The 20,657-nt window shown below is 72.2% G+C and carries 21 protein-coding genes; 14 read left to right on the top strand and 7 right to left on the bottom strand.

The window, feature by feature from the left end; translation table 11 throughout:
* Positions 1-16: 16 nt before the first annotated feature.
* The 5 genes from AC3AGO_RS05710 to AC3AGO_RS05730 all read right to left on the bottom strand — a co-directional run bounded on the left by AC3AGO_RS05710 (position 17) and on the right by AC3AGO_RS05730 (position 5,560).
* On the bottom strand, positions 17-1,108 hold the full coding sequence (locus tag AC3AGO_RS05710) for a threonine aldolase family protein (RefSeq protein ID WP_487819015.1): 1,092 nt from the start codon (positions 1,106-1,108) through the stop codon (positions 17-19).
* A complete protein-coding gene (locus AC3AGO_RS05715) occupies positions 1,087-1,863 on the bottom strand; it encodes an SDR family NAD(P)-dependent oxidoreductase (protein ID WP_487819016.1) in 777 nt (258 codons plus the stop codon). The genes AC3AGO_RS05710 and AC3AGO_RS05715 overlap by 22 nt, the downstream gene beginning before the upstream one ends.
* 35 nt (positions 1,864-1,898) lie before the next feature.
* Entirely contained in the window at positions 1,899-3,296 is a 1,398-nt protein-coding gene (locus AC3AGO_RS05720) for a DUF6421 family protein (RefSeq protein ID WP_487819017.1), read from the bottom strand.
* An 81-nt stretch (positions 3,297-3,377) separates the two neighbouring features.
* Entirely contained in the window at positions 3,378-4,385 is a 1,008-nt protein-coding gene (locus AC3AGO_RS05725) for an alpha/beta hydrolase (protein WP_487819018.1), read from the bottom strand.
* Positions 4,382-5,560, bottom strand: coding sequence for an LLM class flavin-dependent oxidoreductase (locus AC3AGO_RS05730; RefSeq protein ID WP_487819019.1), 1,179 nt, complete (start codon positions 5,558-5,560; stop codon positions 4,382-4,384). The genes AC3AGO_RS05725 and AC3AGO_RS05730 overlap by 4 nt, the downstream gene beginning before the upstream one ends.
* A 93-nt stretch (positions 5,561-5,653) precedes the next feature.
* Here AC3AGO_RS05730 and AC3AGO_RS05735 point away from each other — a divergent pair, with 93 nt between their 5' ends.
* A complete protein-coding gene (locus tag AC3AGO_RS05735) occupies positions 5,654-6,316 on the top strand; it encodes a PadR family transcriptional regulator (RefSeq protein ID WP_487819020.1) in 663 nt (220 codons plus the stop codon).
* Positions 6,317-6,528: 212 nt separating this feature from the next.
* Positions 6,529-7,212: a glycerophosphodiester phosphodiesterase gene (locus AC3AGO_RS05740; protein ID WP_487819021.1), complete on the top strand. Its 684-nt coding sequence runs from the start codon at positions 6,529-6,531 to the stop codon at positions 7,210-7,212.
* A 140-nt stretch (positions 7,213-7,352) separates the two neighbouring features.
* Here the strand turns inward: AC3AGO_RS05740 and AC3AGO_RS05745 are convergent, their stop codons facing one another.
* Positions 7,353-7,886: a GNAT family N-acetyltransferase gene (locus AC3AGO_RS05745; RefSeq protein ID WP_487819022.1), complete on the bottom strand. Its 534-nt coding sequence runs from the start codon at positions 7,884-7,886 to the stop codon at positions 7,353-7,355.
* An 86-nt stretch (positions 7,887-7,972) separates the two neighbouring features.
* Here AC3AGO_RS05745 and AC3AGO_RS05750 point away from each other — a divergent pair, with 86 nt between their 5' ends.
* The 6 genes from AC3AGO_RS05750 (at position 7,973) to AC3AGO_RS05775 (ending at position 12,601) form a co-directional block, all read left to right on the top strand.
* The gene (locus AC3AGO_RS05750) at positions 7,973-8,365 is read left to right on the top strand and encodes a VOC family protein (protein ID WP_487819023.1); all 393 of its coding nucleotides are present in this window, start codon (positions 7,973-7,975) and stop codon (positions 8,363-8,365) included.
* 149 nt (positions 8,366-8,514) lie between these two features.
* Positions 8,515-9,144 carry a DUF5134 domain-containing protein gene (locus AC3AGO_RS05755; protein WP_487819024.1) on the top strand — a complete coding sequence of 210 codons (630 nt, stop codon included), beginning with the start codon at positions 8,515-8,517 and terminating at the stop codon, positions 9,142-9,144.
* A 157-nt stretch (positions 9,145-9,301) separates the two neighbouring features.
* Positions 9,302-10,240: a M56 family metallopeptidase gene (locus tag AC3AGO_RS05760; RefSeq protein WP_487819025.1), complete on the top strand. Its 939-nt coding sequence runs from the start codon at positions 9,302-9,304 to the stop codon at positions 10,238-10,240.
* Positions 10,241-10,273: 33 nt separating this feature from the next.
* Complete coding sequence (locus AC3AGO_RS05765; protein WP_487819026.1) at positions 10,274-10,990, top strand: phosphatase PAP2 family protein; 717 nt, start codon at positions 10,274-10,276, stop codon at positions 10,988-10,990.
* Positions 10,987-11,688, top strand: coding sequence for an HAD family hydrolase (locus tag AC3AGO_RS05770; RefSeq protein WP_487819027.1), 702 nt, complete (start codon positions 10,987-10,989; stop codon positions 11,686-11,688). Before AC3AGO_RS05765 ends, AC3AGO_RS05770 begins: the two co-directional genes overlap by 4 nt.
* Positions 11,689-11,893: 205 nt before the next feature.
* The gene (locus AC3AGO_RS05775; RefSeq protein ID WP_487819028.1) at positions 11,894-12,601 is read left to right on the top strand and encodes a TetR/AcrR family transcriptional regulator; all 708 of its coding nucleotides are present in this window, start codon (positions 11,894-11,896) and stop codon (positions 12,599-12,601) included.
* Here AC3AGO_RS05775 and AC3AGO_RS05780 read toward each other — a convergent pair.
* Positions 12,570-13,988 carry an LVIVD repeat-containing protein gene (locus tag AC3AGO_RS05780; protein WP_487824547.1) on the bottom strand — a complete coding sequence of 473 codons (1,419 nt, stop codon included), beginning with the start codon at positions 13,986-13,988 and terminating at the stop codon, positions 12,570-12,572. The genes AC3AGO_RS05775 and AC3AGO_RS05780 overlap by 32 nt on opposite strands.
* A gap of 233 nt (positions 13,989-14,221) precedes the next feature.
* Between AC3AGO_RS05780 and AC3AGO_RS05785 the strand changes: the two genes are divergently transcribed.
* From AC3AGO_RS05785 to AC3AGO_RS05810, 6 genes are all read left to right on the top strand, one after another.
* Positions 14,222-14,914: a DUF305 domain-containing protein gene (locus AC3AGO_RS05785; protein ID WP_487819029.1), complete on the top strand. Its 693-nt coding sequence runs from the start codon at positions 14,222-14,224 to the stop codon at positions 14,912-14,914.
* A 110-nt stretch (positions 14,915-15,024) separates the two neighbouring features.
* A complete protein-coding gene (locus AC3AGO_RS05790) occupies positions 15,025-16,479 on the top strand; it encodes an FAD-dependent oxidoreductase (protein ID WP_487819030.1) in 1,455 nt (484 codons plus the stop codon).
* Between the two features lie 131 nt (positions 16,480-16,610).
* Complete coding sequence (locus AC3AGO_RS05795) at positions 16,611-17,720, top strand: WD40/YVTN/BNR-like repeat-containing protein (protein WP_487819031.1); 1,110 nt, start codon at positions 16,611-16,613, stop codon at positions 17,718-17,720.
* 91 nt (positions 17,721-17,811) lie between these two features.
* Positions 17,812-18,489, top strand: a complete 678-nt coding sequence (locus AC3AGO_RS05800; protein ID WP_487819032.1) for a uracil-DNA glycosylase — start codon at positions 17,812-17,814, stop codon at positions 18,487-18,489.
* On the top strand, positions 18,486-19,526 hold the full coding sequence (locus tag AC3AGO_RS05805; RefSeq protein ID WP_487819033.1) for an N-acetylglucosamine kinase: 1,041 nt from the start codon (positions 18,486-18,488) through the stop codon (positions 19,524-19,526). The genes AC3AGO_RS05800 and AC3AGO_RS05805 overlap by 4 nt, the downstream gene beginning before the upstream one ends.
* A 110-nt stretch (positions 19,527-19,636) precedes the next feature.
* Complete coding sequence (locus tag AC3AGO_RS05810) at positions 19,637-20,563, top strand: sirohydrochlorin chelatase (protein WP_487819034.1); 927 nt, start codon at positions 19,637-19,639, stop codon at positions 20,561-20,563.
* Positions 20,564-20,657 lie beyond the last annotated feature (94 nt).

Consider the following 20,657-nt stretch of genomic DNA (forward strand, 5'->3'; position numbering starts at 1 on the left):
GGCCCGGGACGCCGTGTCAGGCGGCCATCTCCTCGCGGAGCGCGGACAGGAAACCGTCGACGTCCTGTTCGGTCGTGTCGAAGGAGCACATCCAGCGCACGTCGCCGGCCTGCTCGTCCCAGAAGTAGAAGCGGTACCGCTTCATCAGCCGCTCGCTCACGTCGTGCGGCAGCCGCGCGAAGACGGCGTTGGCCTCCACGGGGTACAGGATCTCGACGCCGTCCACAGTCTTCACGCCCTCGGCGAGGCGCTGTGCCATGGCGTTGGCGTGCCGGGCGCTGCGCAGCCACAGGTCGCCGGCGAGCAGCGCCTCCAACTGCACCGAGATGAAGCGCATCTTGGAGGCGAGCTGCATGGACAGCTTGCGCAGGTGCTTCATGGCGGAGGCCGCGCCGGGGTCGAGGACGACGACGGCCTCGCCGAAGAGCATGCCGTTCTTGGTGCCGCCGAAGGAGAGGATGTCGACGCCCGCCGCGTACGTGAAGGCGCGCAGCGGGACGTCGAGGGCTGCGGCCGCGTTGGCGATGCGGGCGCCGTCCATGTGCACCTTCATGCCCAGCGCGTGCGCGTGCTCGCAGATCGCCTTGATCTCCTCGACCGTGTACAGCGTGCCCAGTTCGGTGTTCTGGGCGAGGGAGACGACCTGCGGCATGGCGCGGTGCTCGTCGTCCCAGCCGTACGCCTCGCGGTCGATCAGCTCGGGGGTGAGCTTGCCGTCCTCGGTGGGGACGGTCAGCAGCTTCAGCCCGCCGACGCGTTCGGGCGCGCCGCACTCGTCGACGTGGATGTGCGCGGTGTCGGCGCAGATCACGGCGCCCCACCGGTCGGTGAGGGCCTGGAGGGACACCACGTTGGCGCCGGTGCCGTTGAAGACCGGGTACACCTCGGCGTACGGGCCGAAGTGGCTGCGTATGACGTCCCGCAGATGCGCGGTGTACTCGTCGCCGCCGTAGGCGGTCTGGTGACCGCCGTTGGCGAGGGCGAGCGCCGCCAGGATCTCCGGGTGGGTGCCCGCGTAGTTGTCGCTGGCGAACCCGCGGACGGCCGGGTCGTGGCGGCGCTTGGCGTCGGTGGGGTCGGCGGGGGTCAGGGCTTCGGCGTCAGCCACAGGCGGTTTCCGTTCACTTCCTCGGCGGGCTTGCTCCAGGTCCCGGCGATGGCCTCGGCCAGTTCGGTCACGTCGGTGAACCCCGCGAACTTGGCGTTCGGCCGGTCCGCCCGCATCTGGTCGTTCACCAGCGCCTTCACGACCAGGATCGCAGCAGCCGCCGGCGGACCGGCATCGCCCCCGGCCTTCCGGAAGGCGTCGCCGAGCGCCAGCGTCCACGCCTCGGCCGCCGCCTTGGAGGCGGCGTACGCGGCGTTGCCCGCCGTGGGCCTGGACGCGCCGGCGGCGCTGATGAGCAGATAGCGGCCGTTGCCGCTGCGCTGCAGCGCGCCCTCGAAGGCCAGCGACGTGTGCTGCGCGGTCCGGATCAGCAGCGCGTGCAGCGTGTCCCAGTCGGCGAGGTCGGTCTCGGCGAAGGTGGCGGAGCCGCGCCAGCCGCCGACGAGATGGACGAGGCCGTCGACACGGCCGAACTCCTTCTCGGTACGCGTGGCCCACTCGCGGGCCGCGTCCAGGTCGAGCAGGTCGACGGTGTCGCCGATGACGGTCGCGCCGCCGTGCGCGAAGCGGGCCGCGTCGACGGCTTCCGCGAGGCGCGCCGCGTCGGCGTCCGCCGCCACGACCGTGGCGCCCTCCTCGGCGAGCTTCAGCAGGGTCGCCTGCCCGGCGGGGCCCGCGCCGCCCGCGACGGCGACGACCCTGCCCTCCAGCCGGCCCTTGCCGCCCTTGCCGCTCTGTCCGGTGGTACTGGTCATGCCGGTCGCCTCCTCGATGTCCGCTTCCGTGTCCCTCACGCCGCCGCCAGTGCGGGGCTGTCGGCCGTGATGCCCTTGGTCGACGCGATCACGGTGCGGAGCTTCTTCGCGAGTGCCTCGTAGAACATGCTCAGGGGAAATTCGTCCGCTAGCACGTCATCGACGAGTTTTCGCGGTGGCAGCGACAGATCGAGTGCGTCCGGGCCCTTCGCCCAGACCGAGCCGGGGTGCGGGGCGAGGTAGCCGGAGACCAGCTCGTACGCCTTGAACCAGTGCACGATCTTGGGGCGGTCGATGCCCGCCCGGTACAGCGTCTCGATCTCCTCGCGCAGCCGGACGGTCGCCTCGCGGGCGCGGTCCCAGTCGATGGTCAGCTTGTTGTCCGTCCAGCGCAGCGCGTCGTGCTGGTGCAGGTACGCGAAGAGCAACTGGCCGCCCAGACCGTCGTAGTTGCGGTTGCGCTCACCGGTGATCGGGAAGCGGAACATCCGCTCCAGCAGCACCGCGTACTGCACGTCACGGCCCTGGCTGTAGCCGTCGGCCTCCAGTTTGACCGCCTCGTGGAAGGCGGTGAGGTCGCAGCGCAGCTCCTCCAGGCCGTACATCCAGAACGGCTGCCGCTGCTTGATCATGAAGGGGTCGAAGGGCAGGTCGCCGTGGCTGTGGGTGCGGTCGTGCACCATGTCCCACAGGACGAAGGTCTCCTGGGCGCGCTGCTGGTCGGCGAGCATCTCCCGGGCGTCGTCGGGCAGTTCGAGGCTGGTGACCTCGCACATGGCGGTCACGACGCGGCGGAAGCGGGCGGCCTCGCGGTCGCAGAAGATGCCGCCCCAGGTGAACCGCGCGGGCGCCTCGCGCACCGCGATGGTCTCGGGGAAGAGCACCGCTGAGTTGGTGTCGTAGCCGGCGGTGAAGTCCTCGAAGGCGATGCCGCAGAACATGGGGTTGTCGTAGCGGGTGCGCTCCAGCTCGGCGAGCCACTCGGGCCACACCATGCGCAGCACGACGGCCTCCAGATTGCGGTCCGGATTGCCGTTCTGCGTGTACATCGGGAAGACGACCAGGTGCTGGAGCCCGTCCGCCCTGTTCTCTGAGGGCTGGAAGGCGAGCAGCGAGTCGAGGAAGTCCGGGACGCCGAAGCCCTGTTCCGCCCAGCGGCGCAGATCGCCGGTGAGCGCCTCGTGGTACGCGGCGTCGTGCGGCAGCAGGGGGGCGAGCTGCTCGACGGCGGCGCACACGCGTGCCACCGCGGCGTCCAGTGCCTCGCGGGAGGGCGCGCCCTCGCCGTCGAAGTCCACGGAGCCGTCGGCGGACTGGGCCGGGCGTATTTCCTCCACGGCTTCCTTCAGGTCCCGCCATGCGGGGTGTTCCACGACGCGCGCGGCGGACGATACATCCCCCGCTGCGCCTGTCGGCGAAAGAATTTCCGTCATGAATGCCCCTCCACAGGAGAACCTCGCGTGAGAGCACGGTATCCACGTGAGGCCCTCCCGTACAAGGGGGTCAGCGGGAAACTATCCGTTCACCCCCGGCACACGGCCGCTGTTTTTCCTGTGCGAGGCCGTGGCGGCGATGGCTTCTGCGGCGCCGCTGAGAGCGCGCGCGGCGTCCGGCAGTACCTCGCCGAAACCGAAGAACCCGTGGAACATGCCCGGGTGGTGGTCCTCGCTCACCACGGACCCGGCCTCCCTGAGCCGCTCCGCGTAGGCCCGGCCCTCGTCGCACAGCGGGTCGCAGCCGGCCGTCACGACGTGCGCAGGCGGCAGTCCGGACAGGTCGGCCCGCAGCGGGGCGGCGTAGGGGTGCTCCGCGTCGCCGTCCGGGCCCATGTACTGCTCGTGGAACCACCGCATCGCCCGCCCGGTGAGGTAGTAGCCCTCGCTGTTCGTGCGGCGCGAGTCGGTGTCCGCGTGCGGATCGGTCACCGGGTAGACCAGCACCTGCAGGGCGAGGGGCGGGCCGCCGCGGTCGCGGGAGGCGAGCGCGCTGACGGCGGCGAGGTTCCCGCCGGCGCTGTCGCCCGCCACGACCAGTGCGTCGGGGGCCCCGCCGAGCTCGCCGATGTGCTCGGCGGCCCAGCAGACGGCGGCGTACGCGTCCTCGACCGGCTCGGGGAAGCGGGCCTCGGGCGCGAGGCGGTAGTCGACGGAGACGACGACGGCACCGGCCTCGCTGCACAGCCCGCGCGCGGGCCTGTCGTGGGTGTCCAGACCGCACAGGACGAAGCCGCCGCCGTGGAAGAACACCACAGTGGGGCACGTCTGTTGGGGGTCGGAGAGCCGCGGGCGGTAGATCCGCACCGGCAGGTCGGGGGCGCCCTCCGGGCCGGGAACGGTGCGGTCGGTCACCTCGCGGACGGGTATCGGGTCGAAGGGCGGCGCCGGCGCCTCGGCGAGGATGCGGCGGGCCTCGGCGGCGTCGGTCACCTCACCGCCGACGTCGGGGAAGACGGCGGTCAGCGCGTCCATCACGGCGCGCGCCTCGGGTGTCATCCGGTCCTCGGGGGTGAGTGCTTCGGTCACGGGTGGGCTCCTTCGCTGCCGTGGACGTCGGACCGGGCCCGTGCCTCGCGCGCCTCGAGTTCCCGGAAGTGCGGGATGACCTTCTCGCCCCACTGCCGGATGGTCTCCACGCACGCCTCCTGCGGCACGGTGCCCATCTGGATCAGGCACATGATCTCGTCGGCGCCCGCCGCGCGCAGCCGTTCGACGTAGGCGATCGCGTCGTCGGCGCTGCCGTAGGCGTGGTCGGCGTGGAAGGTGGCGGTCGAGGAGGGGCGTACGGGGATGTTCTGCTCGTGCAGCCGGGCGGTGACCTGCTCCGCCGCTTTCCTCATCTCCCCTGCCTCGTCGGCCCCTTCGACGACGGCCTCGTCGGGCACGCCCCCGCCGCCGTACCAGTGGCTGATGGACTGCGCGAAGAAGCGCTGCCCCCGTACGCCGACGCGGCGCGCCCGTTCGGCGTCGTCCAGCACGATCGTCGGGCAGAGCACCGAGAAGTGGTCGTTGACCTCGGTGGACACGAAGCGGTCGGTGCCGCGCGCCGCGCGCGCCGCGTCGTACGCCGTGCGCATCTCTGCCACCGAATCGGGGCCCGCGAAGCCCATCACCAGGGCGCCGACGCCGAGTTCGGCGGCCTGCGCGAGGGTCTCGGCGCGGCTGCACGCCAGGAACAGCGGCGGGTGCGGGGCCTGGGCCGGGCGCGGCAGCACCGGGTGCGGACCGATGTCGAGGAGCTCCCCGTGGTGTTCGAGCTCGTCCTTCTGCCAGGCGGCCCCGATGATCCGCAGCGCCTCCTCGACCTCCTGCGTGGTGCGGTCCCGGTCCACTCCGCACAGCGAGGTCTCCTGCAGTGTGCCGCCGCGTCCCGCACCCAGGTCGACGCGGCCGCCGGACAACAGGTCGAGGGTGGCGGCGCGTTCGGCGACCCGTGCCGGGTGGTTGAAGGCGAACGGCATGCAGACGACGCCGTGCCCGATGCGTATGGTGCTGGTCCGCGCGGCGACCCAGGTCAGGAAGATTTCCGGGGCGCTCATGTGGGCGTACCACTTCAGGGAGTGATGCTCGACTGCCCAGATCCGGTCGAACCCCATCTCCTCGGCGAGCACGGCCTGTTCGACGCTGTCCCGGAAGAGCTGATGCTCGCGCTCGACCGTCGGATCGGCCAGCTGCGCCTCGAAGATCATGGAGAACTTCATGGACTCCGCCTCCTGCCGGTACTTCGCTGCGAAGCACTTGGGAATACTTCGATTCGCAATATGACTAGTAGTCAGGTCGAGAGAAGGCAAGACATGCGACGACAGCACTCCGGGCGTTCCGCGGACCGGCTCCCGCCCACCGCGTGGGCCGTGCTCGGACTTCTGTCCTTCCCGGGCGAACGCACCGGGTACGAGCTGAAGAAGTGGGCCGACTCCTCGCTGCGCTTCTTCTACTGGTCGCCCGCGATCAGCCAGATCTACGCGGAACTGCGCCGCCTGGAGGGGCTCGGCTACGCCACCTCGCGCCGCTCGGACCCCGACGAGCCCCGTACGAAGCGCCGTTACGCCATCACCGGGGACGGGCGTGCGGCGCTGGCCCGCTGGGCGGACGAGGAGGATCCGGGGCCGCCCGTCCTCAAGCACCCCCTCGTGCTGCGGATCTGGCTGGGCCACCTCGCCGACCCGGAGCGGCTGCGCAGCCGGATACGCGAGCACATGGAGCACACCCGCGAGGAACTCGCGCAGGTGCGCGAGGCCCTGGAGCGGGCCGGCGGCGGCACGGGCTGGGAGCATCCGCGGATCGCGCTGCGCTGGAGCGAACGGCAGCACGCGGCGGAACTGGAGCTCGCGGAGGCGATGCTCGCGGACCTGGACGGGCTGTCGGGAGGGGCGGAACCGGCGGGCGGTGCGGGGCAGGCGTACGCGGACGGCGCGGACGCGTCAGCTTCGCGGGACGCCGCGCCCACCGACGGATGACGAGCGGGTACGGGGCGCCGTCGCACCGCTAGGACGGGTGCGTGAGTACCCGAGCAGTCGTCATCGCAGCCCTGATCACCGGCTTCGTCCTGGGTGTCGCCGGCACCCAGTCCGCGTCATCCGAGAGTGCACCCGTCATTCACCCGGCCGCAGTAGCGGGCCGATAGTGTGGCCGGACGCGTACGTTGCCTGCACGAAAGCGAGAGCTTCTCTTGTCACTGCTCACCGTCGGCCACCGCGGCGTCATGGGAGTCGAGCCCGAGAACACCCTGCGCTCGTTCGTCCGGGCCGAACGTGAAGGGTTCCCCGTCATCGAGCTGGACCTGCACCTGAGCAAGGACGGCGCGCTGGTGGTGATGCACGACGCCGAGGTGGACCGCACCACCGACGGGGAGGGCCCCATCGGCGACTTCACCCTCGCCGAGCTGCGCGAGCTCGACGCGGGCGAGGGCGAGCGCATCCCGGTGTTCGAGGAGGTCGTGGACGCCGTGAAGGCGCCGCTGCAGGCCGAGATCAAGGACCGGGCCGCGGCCCGGGTGCTGGCCGGGGTGATCGTGGAGCGCGGGCTGCAGGACCGCGTCACCGTCATCTCGTTCCACGACGACGCGCTGCGCGAGATCCGCGAGCAGCTGCCCGCCGTGCCCGTCGTCCTGGTCACCGGGAAGTCCTCGCCCACCGCGCCGGAGCGGGCCCGGGAGCTGGGCGCCGGCATGGTCTCGTGCGAACTGGAGCACCTCGACGAGGAGATCGTGGAGCGCTGCCACAGCGCGGGCATCAAGGTCATCAGCTGGACCGTGAACACGGAGGACGACCTCGCGCGCGCCCGTGAACTCGGCCTGGACGGCGTGGTGACCGACATGCCGGAGATCCACCGGGCGGTGACCGCGGCGGCCTGACGGCTGCCGCTCCCCTGTCGCACCGGCGCGCGGGGCCCGGCCGTACGCCGGGCCCCGCGCGCTTGGCGGGCCCGCGCTCGGACAGGCCCGCGCGCTGAATCGGGTCCGCGCGCTGAGTCGGGTCCGCGTGCCGTACGGGCTCAGACCAGCTTCTTGACCAGCAGCTCGAAGGCGAGGTCGGGGCGCTGCGGAATGCCGAAGCGCTCGTCGCCGTACGGGAACGGGGTCAGCTCGCCGGTGCGGGAGTAGCCGCGCCGCTCATACCAGGCGATCAGGTCCTCGCGCTGCCGGATCACCGTCATCTGCATCTCGGTCGCACCCCAGGCCTCGCGCGCGGTGCGCTCCGCCTGCGCCAGCACGACCTTGCCGAGACCGGTGCCCTGCTGCTGCGGCCGTACGGCGAACATCCCGAAGTAGGCGTGCGTGCCCCGGTGTTCCAGCTGGCAGCAGGCGACCGTCTCACCGTCCCGTACGGCCACCAGCATCCTCGAGTCCGGGTCCTTCACCACGACGGCGACCCCCTCGGGGTCCGTGCGCTGGCCCTCCAGCAGATCGGCCTCTGTGGTCCAGCCGGCCCGGCTGTCGTCGCCCCGGTAGGCGGACTCCACCAGGTCGACGAGTGCGGGGATGTCGGCTTCCGTCGCGGTGCGGAACGTGATGTCGGGGGCGCTCATGGGTCGTGACTGTATACCGCCCTGACGCGCCCGCACCGGCCGCGTCCGGCAGGCGTCCCGCGGAAGGGGGACTAGGGTCCGGACGCATGGTGAACGTACTGAGCAGCCGTGTGCTGCTGACCCCCACCGACCCCGTGACGACGCGCGCCTTCTACGGGGACAAGCTCGGCCTCTCCGTCTACCGGGAGTTCGGCGAGGGTCCCGAACGCGGCACCGTCTACTTCCTCGGCGGCGGCCTGCTGGAGGTGTCCGGACGGGCCGACGAACCGCCCGCGCCCGGCATGAAGCTGTGGATCCAGGTGCCCGACGCACAGCAGGCGCACGAGGAGCTCGCGGCGGCGGGCGTCGAGGTGCTGCGCCCTCCGAAGCAGGAGCCGTGGGGTCTGATCGAGATGTGGATCGCGGACCCCGACGGGGTCAGGATCTGTGTGGTGCAGGTGCCCGACGACCATCCCATGCGGTACCGGCCGACCACCTGACCCGTCGTCCCCGCGCGCGGGGACGTCGTCGCCCGCCCCGCCAACCGCTCAACGCCCGTACGGTGCTCCCCCGTTGCGCCCGTGCGCTCCCGTGTGCGGGCGTGTGCGGGGGCATCCTCTCCGCGGAGGCGAATGCGGGGTGGTTGGCAATGCACGGCCCGACAACTGTCGGCTGGCTGCTGGTGGCGCTCTGTGCGCTGACGGGCGCCTCCTGTCTGCTGCGGGTGTGGGGGGCTCGCGCCGCGCAGCGGAAAGCGGCCGGGAGCGAGGCACTGATGGGTTTCGGCATGGCGGTGATGGCAGTACCCGCCAGTGCCGTGCCGGCCACGCCCCCGGCCGCGTTCGCCGTGCTGTTCGCGGCGGCCGCCGCCTGGGAACTCGTCCTCGCACACGAACACCGGCACGCGCGGAGGGAGGCGGGACACCATGTGCACCATGCGGTCGGCGCGCTGGCGATGGTCTACATGGCGCTCGTCATGGCGCAGGGCACCGGCGGCGGGGCACACCACGCGCACGGAACTGCCGCGGGGGCGGCGGGACTTCCCCTGCTCACCGGAGTGCTGCTCGCGTACTTCGCGGTGTACGTGCTGCGCACCGGGGCGCGGCTGCTGCCGACGGGAGCCGTCGGCGCGTACGGGGGCGTGGCCGCGTACGGGGGCACGAGCGGCGCTTTACGGGCGGCCGGGGCGGGCCGTGCCGTACGGGACGGGCCCGGCTTCGCGCTCGCCTGCCGGCTCGCGATGGGCACCGGAATGCTCGCCATGCTGGTGACACTCTGACCCCCGCACAGGAGCGTCCGGCTCCCCGCTCCTGTGCGGTTTCCCCTGCCCGGCGTGCTGAGCGCCGGAGTGCTCGCACCGGGTCGCGTGAGGGATACGTCACTTCTGCGCGACCGGGCGTACCGCCGGGTAGCTCCGGGCTCATAGTGTGTCGCCCATGATGGTCCCCCTGGCGCTGATGGTTCTGGCCGGGCTGGCCGCCGCCGTCGGACCCCGCGTGCTGACACGTTCCTCATGGCCCGACCGTGAACCGGTGATCGGTCTGTGGATGTGGCAATGCGTCGTCGCCGCCGTGCTCTTGTGCTGCGTCCTGGCGATGGCGCTGTCCGCCGCAGCGGCCTGGCAGGCCGTACGGGGCCACGTGTTCGCCGCCGCACCGCGCGGAGTGGTCGAGGTGTACGCGACGGGCGCGTACGGACAGTGGGCCGGTGCACTGGCCGTGCTGCTCGCCTGCGGCGGGGCCTGGACCGGTGCGATGCTGCTGCGCGAGATCCGCGACGCGCGCGTACGGCGCAGGCACCGGCGGGCCGAACTGCGCGAGCGTTCCCCCCGGTTGCCCGGCGAGGGACCGTCCTCCGGTGAGCGTCTGGTGGTGCTGGAGGGTGAACGGGCCGACGCCTGGTGGCTGCCCGACACGACACCCCAGCTGGTCATCACGACGGCCGCGCTGCGCCGGCTCAAGGGCCGCCAGCTGGACGCGCTCGTGGAACACGAGCAGGGGCACGCCCGTGCGCGGCACGACTGGCTGCTGCACTGTTCGTCGGCGCTCGCCGTCGGCTTCCCGCGGGTGCCGGTCTTCGCCGCCTTCCGCGACCAGGTGCACCGGCTGGTGGAACTGGCCGCCGACGACGTCGCCTCGCGCCGCTACGGACGGCTGACCATCGCCCTGGCCCTGGTCGAACTCAACGAGGACCGCGGGGTCTTCGGGCCCTGCCCGACACCCCTCGCGCAGGTGCCGCAGCGCGTGCACCGGCTGCTCACCCCGGCGCCGCGGCTGCCCGTCGCCAGCCGGCTGCGCATGACGGCCGTGGCCGCCATGGTGCCCGTCGTCCCCGTGCTCGTCGCCTTCGTCCCGGGGCTGTCCGCGCTGCGATAGCCCCGGACACCGCCCGTGTACGAAGATCGGCGCATGGACCGTCAGCTCGCCCCTCCGGCCGCGCACTTCATCCCGCCCGGCGCGCTGTGCGTACGGGTGGCCGTTCCGCTCGGGGCGCTGGCCGCCCTGGTGTTCACCCTCGTGGCGACGGGCTGGCAGCCGCTGCTGGACCTCGACCGCAGAACGGTCACAGGACTGCACGGGCCCGCGCTGCGCCACCCCGGCTGGACACACACGAACCGTGTGCTGACGGACTGGGTGTGGGACCCGGTGACCATGCGGATCCTGCTGGCCGCCGCGGCAGGATGGCTGCTGGTGCGCGGGGAACGGCTGCTCGCCCTGTGGGTGGTGGCCACCGCCGCCGTCACCACGGGCATCCAGCAGGGCCTCAAGTGGGCGTTCGGCAGGGAGCGTCCGCGGTGGGCGGAGCCCGTCGACTCGGCCCACTATGCGGCGCTGCCCTCGGGGCACGCCATGACCGCCGCGGTCACGTGCGCGCTGCTGCTGTGGCTCGTGCACCGCGCGGGAGCCGGTGCGGCAGTGCGGTGGACCGTGTGGACGGTGGCATGCGTGTCGGTCGCCGGCGTGAGCTTCACCCGGGTGTGGCTGGGCGTGCACTGGCCGACCGACACCGTGGCGGGCGTCCTGCTGGGGCTCGCCCTGACGGTCGCGGCCATCGCCGGGTGGAACGCCCTTGCGGCGCGGCACCGTTGGCAGGGCGGTGCGCCGGCGGGGAGGATGCGCGCATGACGGTCAGGGGTGTGCTGTTCGACTTCTCCGGAACGCTGATGCGGGTCGAGCCCGCTGTGCGCTGGATGCGCGCGGCACTGGAGAGTACGGGACACGCCCTGCCCGAGGCCGAGTTGACGCGGTACGCGCACGCGCTGGAGGAGGCCGGAGCGCTGCCCGGCAGTACGACGCCCGCCTCCGTACCGGACGGTCTGCGGGCGCTGTGGGACGAGCGGGACCGTGACGCACGCCGGCACCGCGACCTCTACACGGGACTGGCCCGCCGGGTCCCCCTCCCCCACGACGGGCTCTACGACGCGCTGTACGAACGGCACATGGCGCCGGAGGCGTGGGAGCCGTACCCGGACGCCGTGCCCGTCCTCGAGGCCCTCCGGCAGCGCGAGGTGCCGGTCGCCGTGGTCAGCAACATCGGCTGGGACCTGCGGCCGGTCTTCCGCGCCCACGGCCTCGACCCGTACGTGCGGGAGTACGTCCTGTCGTACGAACACGGCGTCCAGAAGCCCGACCCGCGACTGTTCCGCACCGCCTGCGCGGCGCTCGGACTCGCCCCGGAACACGTCCTGATGGTCGGCGACAGCACCCGGGCCGACGGCGCCGCCACCCAACTGGGCTGCGCCTTCCACCCCGTCCCCCACCTGCCGCCCACCGCGCGTCCGGACGCCCTGCGCCCGGTCCTCGGGATGGTGGGGGCGGCGTGATGACCGCGGAGGCTCCGGTTTCCCGGCCGCACGGGCGCTTCACGTCGCGGCAGGGCCGGCAACTTCCGTTCGCCGGGACCGGCATGGGCGATCCCCCGTGTCGCCCATGCCGGCGGTTCAAGGTGGGCACACGGTGGTGCCAGTGGGTGCGCCCGTAGGCGGGCTGCGTATATTGGCTGCGAGCCAGTCAACGCAGGAGTACAGCATGTCCCCTCGGAGCGCCGCGGTCAATGAAGAGTTGCGTCGGCGCTCCCGTCTGCGCTTGTTGCAGGCGACCGTCGAACTCGTCGGCGACCGGGGCTACGAGACCACCACGCTCGGCGACATCGCCGACCGTGCGGGCGCCGCACGGGGACTGATTTCCTATTACTTCCCGGGCAAACGGCAGCTGTTCCAGTCGGCCGTGCACCGGCTGATGCACCTCACCCTGGACGAGGCCCTGGAGCGGGCGCCGTTGCCCGACGGGCCGGACGCCGGCGAGGAGCTGATGGCCCGGGCGATCGACGCGATCCTCGGGCTCGCCCGGGACAGACCGGTGCTGATGCGGGCCCACATGGCGGGCATCCTCCAGCAGGAGGGCTTCGTCCAGTGCGCCGAACAGCAGCGTCTGGCACTGCTGTTGCGCACGACAGTGACCCGGTTCGGTTCCGAGGACCCGGAGACCGACTATCTCCTGCTGCGCGCACTGCTGATGGGCGCGGTGGTGGCCGTACTGCTGCCGGGCGCGCCCATGCCGGCGTCGCGGCTGCGTGCGGAACTGTTCTCGCGGTACGGGCTGGACTGGGAGCGGGGCGATCCGCCGGAGGCGCCGGTGGAAGGTCCCGGCGCTCCCGGCGGATCGCGTCAGCCGATGCCCCCGCGGCACGCGGGGGACGGGCGGATCAGCGGTACTGGGGCTGTGTCTGGACGTTGAGCTCGTCCATGCGCACACTCTTCGCGCTGTCGGTCAGCTTGTCGTCGATGCGCAGCACGTCGAAGCCCTTGGCCATGTCGTTCGAGTAGATGTGGCCGTTGTAGTAGTACGCGGACCAGGAGCCGCCGCCCACCAGCGAGGTGTCGGAGATCGGGCCGCGCTCGAAGTAGCCGATCTCCTTCGGCTTGGCGGAGTCGGTGAAGTCCCAGATGGACACGCCGCCCTGGTACCAGGCCTGCGCCATGATGTCGCGGCCCTTGGCGGGTATCAGGGAGCCGTTGTGCGCGACGCAGTTCTCGGTGTCTGCCTGGTGCCGCGGGATCTTGTAGTAGCTGCGGAAGGTCAGCTTGCGCTGGTCGCCCTTCCCCGTCACGTCGTAGATCCCGTCCGCGCCCTTCTGGTCACCGGTCTTCGCGTTGCAGGTGGCGGCGCCGCCACCGCCCAGTTCATCGGTGAACACGACCTTCGTGCCGCGTTCGTTGAAGGTCGCCGAGTGCCAGAAGGCGAAGTTCTCGGTGTCCCGTACGCGGTCGATGACGCGCGGCTTCGCCGGGTCGGCGATGTCCAGCAGGATGCCGTCACCCATGCACGCGCCGGCGGCCAGCTTCTGCCGCGGGTAGGCGGTGATGTCGTGACAGCCGGTGGTCTTGCTGTTCTGCGGCTTGGCCGGGTCGCCGTTGTACCCGCCGTCGGGGAAGAGCACGGGGAAGTCGACGACCTTCGCCTTCTCCGGTGCCTTGCGCGGCACTTCGATGACAGAGATGCCGTCGTGCGGCGGCTTGCAGTCGGGGAACGTGTCACTGGGCGCGTACGAGGACACGTAGATGTTCACGGCGCTGCGGCCCGGCACCAGCGTGTGGGTGTGCGAACCGCAGAAAGTCTCCACGGCGGACACGTACTTCGGGTTCTTCTTGTCGCTGATGTCGAAGACCTTCATGCCCTCCCAGGAGCTCTTCTCCGTGGCGGGCTGCGTCGTGCTGGAGCACGAGTCGTCGCTGCGGGAGGAGTCGGTGGAGAGGAAGAGCAGATTCCCGGAGACGGAGACGTCGTTCTGTGATCCGGGGCAGAGCACCTGGCTGACGACCTTCGGGGACTTCGGCTTGCTCACGTCGTAGACGGTGAAGCCGTCGTAGTTCCCTGCGAAGGCGTACCTGCCCTGGAAGGCGAGGTCCGAATTGGTGCCCTGCAGCGCTCCCTTGGGGAGGTTGCGCAGGTGTGTGACGTTGTCGCTGTGGACGATCTCGTCCACGCCGGGGATCTTCCCGCTCTTGATGGCCGCTTCGGTCTCGGCCCGGTCCCGTTCGGTGACCTTGTGGCTCTTCTGCGGCTGGTCACCCGGGTCGGGCGTCGCGAGGGCGGGTCCGGCGGTCAGGAGAGCGGCCAGCATGCCGAGAACGGCCGCGGCCACACCGACTCTTCGACGCCGCACAGGGGGTCTGAGCAACAACACTGCTGCCTCCTTCTGTCCGTTTCCGACCGTTCATGGTTGAAGGGTCGACGGATGGGGTGAAGTATGGCCCGCGTCATGGGCATAACAACAGAGTGCTCCTGGAGGTTCGAGTGACCCACCGTCACAGACCCCGCCGCGCCCCGGCATTGACCGTCACCGGTGCTCTCGCGGTGGCAGCCGCACTCACCGCGCTGACCGGCTGTCAGAGCGGCTCCGAGAAGACCGCCTCCGCGTCGGGGCCGTCGGTCGTCGCCCCGGGGAAGCCGGGCGAGGCCGCGAAGACTCTCTCGCCGCAGGCCGCGAAGAAGGCACGCGGCGGCGACACGAAGCCGAACGCCGCGGACCTCCGCTACGTCCGCATGATGATCACGCATCACCGTCAGGCGCTGACCATGACGGAACTGGCGGACAAGCACGCCGAAAACGCCAGGGTACGGAAGCTCTCCGAGCGAATATCGGCCGCACAGGAACCCGAGATCGCCATGATGCGGGGCTGGTTGAAGCAGCACGGCGAGAGCGAGAAGGCGGACGGGGAAGAGCACGGCGGCCACGAGGGACACGAGGCGCACGGCGCACACGGCGGACAGAGCGGCCACGGGGAGCACGACGCACACGGCGGCACCGCGGACATGCCGGGCATGGCCTCACCCCAGGACCTCGACCGGCTGCGGGCCGCCCGCGACGGGGACTTCGACCGGCTCTTCCTGAAACTCATGACAGCCCACCACAAGGGCGCGGTCACCATGGCGACCGAGCTGCTGTCCGGCGGCAACGACGTACGGGTCAACGAGATGGCCACCGACGTGATCGCCCAGCAGAACGCGGAGATCGACCGCATGGACAAACTGCTCGAACCCTCCTGACGCCTCCCGTCCGCGCACGCACGCGCTCCCCGTACAGCCGGACCGCTCACCCGCGCGCGGGACCGGCACGCCCGGGCCGCGGGCACTCCCGCGGACCGGGCTGCGGTGCGATGCTGGAGACCCCGGCGGGAAGGAGCACCACCGTGTCGTCCGTGCCGAACGGCCCGCTGCGGGTCGCCGTCGTCGGGTCGGGTCCCAGCGGGGTGTACGCCGCGCAGGGCCTCGTGGAACGCGAGAGCAGCACGCCCGTCGCGGTCGACGTGCTGGACCGGCTGCCCTGTCCGTACGGGCTCGTGCGGTACGGCGTCGCACCCGACCACGAGAAGATCAAGTCCCTGCAGCAGAACCTGCGCAGGGTGCTGGAACACCCCGGCGTGCGATTCCTGGGCAACGTCCAGGTGGGCGAGGGCGGCATCGCGCCGGCCGAGCTGCTGGGGATGTACCACGCGGTGGTCTACTGCGTCGGCGCCGCCACCGACCGGCACCTCGGCATCCCGGGCGAGGACCTGCGCGGCAGCCATTCGGCCACCGAGTTCGTCTCCTGGTACAGCGCCCATCCGGACGCCGCGGAGACGGACTTCGCCCTGGACGCACCCTCCGCCGTCGTCATCGGGGTCGGCAACGTGGCCGTCGATGTGACCCGCGTACTCGCGCGCGGGGCCGACGACATGCGGCCCACCGACATGCCGGCCCGCGCCCTCGACAGTCTTTCCGCGAGCACGGTCACCGACGTCACGATGGTCGGACGGCGCGGCCCCTCACAGGCGAAATTCACCACCAAGGAACTGCGCGAACTGGGCACGCTGCGCGAGGCCGGAGTGCACGTCGACGAGGCCGAACTGTCGCGCGATCCGGCGTACGCCGACCCCTCCGGACTGCCCGGCGCGGTACGGCGCAACATGGCCGTCCTGCACGGCTGGGCGGAGGCCGGCACCTCCGGGGCCGGCGACACCCCGCAGGACGCCGGAACCCGACCACGCCACATCGGCCTGCGGTTCTTCCTGCGCCCCGCCGAGCTGCTGGACGACGGCCACGGCGCGGTGCGCGCGGTGCGCTTCGAGCGGACCGAACCGGACGGCGACGGCGGCGTACGGGGCACCGGCGCGTACGAGGACATCGAGGCGCAGCTCGTCCTGCGCTCGGTCGGCTATCACGGAGTGCCGCTCCAGGGGCTGCCGTTCGACACCCGCGCCGGCACCGTCCCGCACCACGAGGGACGCGTACTGCGGGAAGGGCGGACGTCGCCCGGCGAGTACGTGGCGGGCTGGATCAAGCGCGGGCCGACCGGCGTGATCGGCACCAACCGGCCCTGCGCCAAGGAGACGGTGACCTCCCTGCTGGCGGACGCGGACGAACTGCTGCGCACCGTCGGCCCGTTGCCGCGCGACCCCATGGAGACGCTCACCGCGCTGGGCGGGACCGCGGGCAGGACACCGGTCGCCTGGACGGGCTGGCTCGGCATCGAGGAGGCCGAGGCGGCTCTGGGCCGCGGCCTGTCCCGTACGACGGTGAAGATCCCCGACTGGGCCGGGCTGCTCGCGGCCGCGGACGGGCGCGGCGACTGACGGACCCGGCCGGGCACCGCGCCCCGGGCACGCCGCCCGACCTGCGAAAACTCCCGCCCCGAGGCGATTGTCAGTGCCGGGGTGCAGACTTCGCGTATTCAGACAACGACGTCTCGAAGGCGGTGTCCGCAATGACGGATGTACTGCTCGCGGTGGGTACGCGAAAAGGCCTGTTCCTCGCGCGGAAGAAGGCCGGTGAACGGCAGGGCACGGACTGGGAGTTCGACGGCCCGCATTTCAATGCCCAGGCTGTCTACTCGGTGGGGATCGACACCCGGCGTCCGGGCACCCCGCGGCTCCTGGCCGGCGGGGACAGTGCGCACTGGGGGCCGTCGGTCTTCCACTCCGACGACCTGGGGGCGAGCTGGACCGAGCCGCAGCGCCCGGCCGTGAAGTTCCCCCAGGACACCGGGGTTTCGCTGGAGCGCGTGTGGCAGCTGCAGCCGGGTGGGAAGAGCGAACCTGGCGTGGTGTACGCGGGCACGGAGCCCGGCGCGCTGTTCCGCTCCGAGGACGGCGGCGAGAGCTTCGAGCTGGTGCGGGAGCTGTGGGAGCACCCGACGCGCGCGGAGTGGGTGCCGGGCGGCGGTGGCCTCGGACTGCACACGGTGCTCGTCGATCCCCGGGACGCGCAGGCCGTCACGATCGCGGTGTCGACCGGCGGGGCGTACCGCACGGCGGACGGCGGCAAGAGCTGGGACCCGTGCAACCGCGGTGTGCAGGCGGCGTTCCTGCCGGAGAGCATGCGCTTCCCCGAGTACGGCCAGTGCGTCCACAAGATCGCGCGGGACGCCGAGGACCCGGACCGGCTGTATCTGCAGAACCACTGGGGGGTGTACCGGTCGGACGACGGCGGCACCCGCTGGACGTCGATCGGCGACAGCCTGCCCTCCGACTTCGGCTTCCCCGTGGCGGCGCACCCGCACCGCGGCGGCGTGGCGTACATCTTCCCGCTGAACGCCGACTCGGACCGGGTCCCCGCGGAGCACCGCTGCCGGGTGCACCGTACGCAGGACGCGGGCGAGACCTGGGAGGAGCTCGGCTCGGGGCTCCCGGAGAGCGCGCACTACGGCCCCGTGCTGCGGGACGCGCTGTGGACGGACGACGCGGACCCCGTGGGGGTCTATTTCGGCAACCGGAACGGCGAGGTGTTCGCCAGTGCCGACGAGGGAGAGAGCTGGCAGCAGCTGGCCGGGCACCTGCCGGACGTGCTGTGCGTACGGGCGGCGGTGATCGGCTGAGGAGGCCGGGGAGGGGACGGCCGCGGCAGCCGCGAACGGGAAGCGGGGATCGTGCCGGAGCACCGGGCCCGAGCCAGTAGAGTGACCGGCCGTGGCTGCACGACCGTTGAACGAAATCGTCGAACCGGGCTGGGCCAAGGCCCTGGAGCCGGTCGCTGAACGCGTCGCCGCGATGGGCGACTTCCTGCGCGCGGAGATCGAGGCGGGCAGAACGTACCTGCCTGCCGGGGGACATGTGCTGCGGGCCTTCCAGCAGCCCTTCGACGAGGTGCGTGTCCTCGTCGTGGGCCAGGACCCGTATCCCACCCCCGGGCACGCTGTCGGTCTCTCGTTCTCCGTGGCGCCGGACGTCCGTCCGCTGCCCGGCAGTCTGGAGAACATCTTCCGGGAGATGCACGACGACCTCGGTCACCCGCGGCCGTCGAACGGCGATCTGACTCCGTGGACCGAGCAGGGGGTGCTGCTGCTCAACAGGTCGCTGACGGTGGCGCCCCGCAAGCCGGCCGCACACCGCGGCAAGGGCTGGGAAGAGGTCACCGAGCAGGCCATCCGTGCGCTGGCGGCGCGCGGGCGGCCGCTGGTGTCGGTGCTGTGGGGGCGGGACGCGCGCAATCTCCGTCCCCTGCTGAGCAGTTACCCGGCGGTGGAGTCCTCCCACCCCTCGCCGATGTCGGCGGACCGCGGATTCTTCGGGTCGCGCCCGTTCAGCAAGGTCAACGAGTTGCTGGCACAGCAGGGCGCCGCGCCGGTGGACTGGCGCCTGCCGTGACGGACGCCGCCGGTCCCGCGGCCGGGTGGGTGCTCGGCGTCGACTCCGGCGGTTCGGGGATGCGCGTCGCGCTGGCCCGGGCGGTCGCCGGTGACCCGGCGCCGCCCGCCGTGGCGGGGTCGGTGGCGCTGTGGGAGCCGGTGCGTACGGGCCCCGGCGGTATCGAAGCGGCGCACATGCTCGGCCAGTTGGTGCCCGCCGCCCGGTCGCTGCTGGAGTCCGCGGGGACGCCCGGGACCGTCGCCGCCGCGTGTGTCGGTGCGGCCGGCCTGGCCACTCTCGGGGACGAGCTGCGCGCGGAGCTGCCGGGCGCGCTGGCACGCGAGTTCGGCGTACGGCACACCGCGCTGGCCGGCGACGCGGTCACCGCGTACGCGGGGGCGCTCGGCGAGCGGCCGGGCGCCGTCCTGGCCGCGGGTACCGGGCTGATCGCCCTGGGTACGGATCTGCGGAGCTGGCGGCGGGCCGACGGCTGGGGGCATCTGCTGGGCGACTGCGGCAGCGGCGCGTGGATCGGCCGGGCCGGTCTGGAGGCGGCGCTGCGTGCGTACGACGGCCGGGAGGGCGGTTCGGCGGCGCTGCGCGAGCGGGCCGAGGCGGTGTTCGGCGCACCGCTGAGCGGGCTGCCCGGCCGGCTGTATCCGCGTACGGACCGGGCCGCGGTGCTGGCCTCGTTCGCGCCGGAGGTGGCCCGCTGCGCGGCAGGTGACGGCGGTCCGGCGGCGGGCGGCTGCGATCCGGTGGCCGTCGGCATTCTGCGGACCGCGGCCCGCGAGATGGCCTCCAGCGCGGCGGCGGTGTGTCCGCGGGACCCGACGGCGGACGGTCCGCCCGTGGTGTCGCTGACCGGCGGTCTCGTGCACCTGGGCGAGCCGCTGCTCGGGCCGCTGGAACAGGAGTTGACGGCGCGGCTGCCACAGGCCCGCCGCGTGGAGGCGGCGGGCGATCCGCTGCAGGGCGCGCTGCTGGTGGCGGCACAAGTGGCGCACGGATCACTACGTTTGCCACCCGATCGGGCACTTCTGTCCATCACTTGAGCGAATCGGCGCATTCCGGTCGCTCGACGCGCGGTGCGAATACGGACATAACCGGACCGCTCTCCCCCGCTCGAGGTGCCGGGTCCGTCAAGGCATTAGCATGCGGGCGCATGAGCTCCCCCACTGGGCCGGACAATGGCCTGCCTGTACGAATGCCACGGCCACGCCAGCCCGGACGGCACCGCCGGCCGGAGCCTGTCGTCGCTCCTGAGAACGCACCGGCGCTGGTGCTGGCCGTCCCCGGCAAGCCGACTGCCGCCGTGCGCAGCATCGCCGAGGAGACGCTGAGCATAGCCCGCTCGGAGCTGCCCGGCCTCGATGCCCGTATCGGCTATGTCGAGGGCGACGGTGACGAGTTCCCGACGCTGGACGCCGTTCTGTCGCAGGCGACGTCGGAGAACGCCGCCGCGCTCTCGCAGGACGCCGCCACCACCGGGCAGCCGCAGCCCGAGGAGGGCCCGTCGGCCGTGGTCGTGCCGCTGCTGGCCGGCCCCGACGCGTCGAGCGTGCGGCAGTTGCGCCAGATCGTGCTGACCAGCGGCCCCGGCGCCGAGCTGACCGACGTGCTCGGCCCACACCCGCTGCTGGCCGAGGGCGTCCACGTGAAGCTGTCGGAGGCCGGTCTCGCCCGCGCCGACCGCGCCCGTCTGTTCACTGTCGCAACCGCCGCTGACGGCATCATTCTCGCCGCCGTCGGCGGCGAGGAGGCCGTCCAGGCGGCCGGTATCACCGGCATGCTGCTGGCGGCACGGCTCGCCGTCCCGGTGCTCGCCGCCGGGCTCGACGAGGAGGGCGCGATCGCCCGTACCGCGGAGCAGCTGCGCGGCTCGGGTTCCCAGCACCTCGCCGTGGCGCCCTGTCTGATCGGCCCCGAGGTGCCGGAGGGTCTGCTGGAGGCGGCGGCCCAGGAGGCCGGCTGCTCGACGGCCGAGCCGCTGGGCGCGTACCCGGCGGTGGGCAAGCTGGTGGCGTCCACGTACGCGGCCAAGCTGGGCATCGCGCAGCAGGCCGCACAACAGGGAATGCAGGTGCGCTGACGGCGCCCCGCAGCACGTCCCGCCCGTTATCCGGTCCGCTCTGCCTTGTTCACCATTGCCACGCCATAACACCAAGCGCCGTCACGCACGGTGC

Source organism: Streptomyces sp. BL1, assembly GCF_057628045.1.

Coding starts and splice junctions, on each gene's coding strand:
- AC3AGO_RS05715 (WP_487819016.1), bottom strand. CDS start 1,863: ATGACCAGTACCACCGGACAGAGCGGCAAGGGCGGCAAGGGCCGGCTG.
- AC3AGO_RS05720 (WP_487819017.1), bottom strand. CDS start 3,296: ATGACGGAAATTCTTTCGCCGACAGGCGCAGCGGGGGATGTATCGTCC.
- AC3AGO_RS05730 (WP_487819019.1), bottom strand. CDS start 5,560: ATGAAGTTCTCCATGATCTTCGAGGCGCAGCTGGCCGATCCGACGGTC.
- AC3AGO_RS05735 (WP_487819020.1), top strand. CDS start 5,654: ATGCGACGACAGCACTCCGGGCGTTCCGCGGACCGGCTCCCGCCCACC.
- AC3AGO_RS05745 (WP_487819022.1), bottom strand. CDS start 7,886: ATGAGCGCCCCCGACATCACGTTCCGCACCGCGACGGAAGCCGACATC.
- AC3AGO_RS05750 (WP_487819023.1), top strand. CDS start 7,973: ATGGTGAACGTACTGAGCAGCCGTGTGCTGCTGACCCCCACCGACCCC.
- AC3AGO_RS05755 (WP_487819024.1), top strand. CDS start 8,515: ATGCACGGCCCGACAACTGTCGGCTGGCTGCTGGTGGCGCTCTGTGCG.
- AC3AGO_RS05760 (WP_487819025.1), top strand. CDS start 9,302: ATGATGGTCCCCCTGGCGCTGATGGTTCTGGCCGGGCTGGCCGCCGCC.
- AC3AGO_RS05765 (WP_487819026.1), top strand. CDS start 10,274: ATGGACCGTCAGCTCGCCCCTCCGGCCGCGCACTTCATCCCGCCCGGC.
- AC3AGO_RS05770 (WP_487819027.1), top strand. CDS start 10,987: ATGACGGTCAGGGGTGTGCTGTTCGACTTCTCCGGAACGCTGATGCGG.
- AC3AGO_RS05775 (WP_487819028.1), top strand. CDS start 11,894: ATGTCCCCTCGGAGCGCCGCGGTCAATGAAGAGTTGCGTCGGCGCTCC.
- AC3AGO_RS05780 (WP_487824547.1), bottom strand. CDS start 13,988: ATGCTGGCCGCTCTCCTGACCGCCGGACCCGCCCTCGCGACGCCCGAC.
- AC3AGO_RS05790 (WP_487819030.1), top strand. CDS start 15,025: ATGCTGGAGACCCCGGCGGGAAGGAGCACCACCGTGTCGTCCGTGCCG.
- AC3AGO_RS05795 (WP_487819031.1), top strand. CDS start 16,611: ATGACGGATGTACTGCTCGCGGTGGGTACGCGAAAAGGCCTGTTCCTC.
- AC3AGO_RS05810 (WP_487819034.1), top strand. CDS start 19,637: ATGAGCTCCCCCACTGGGCCGGACAATGGCCTGCCTGTACGAATGCCA.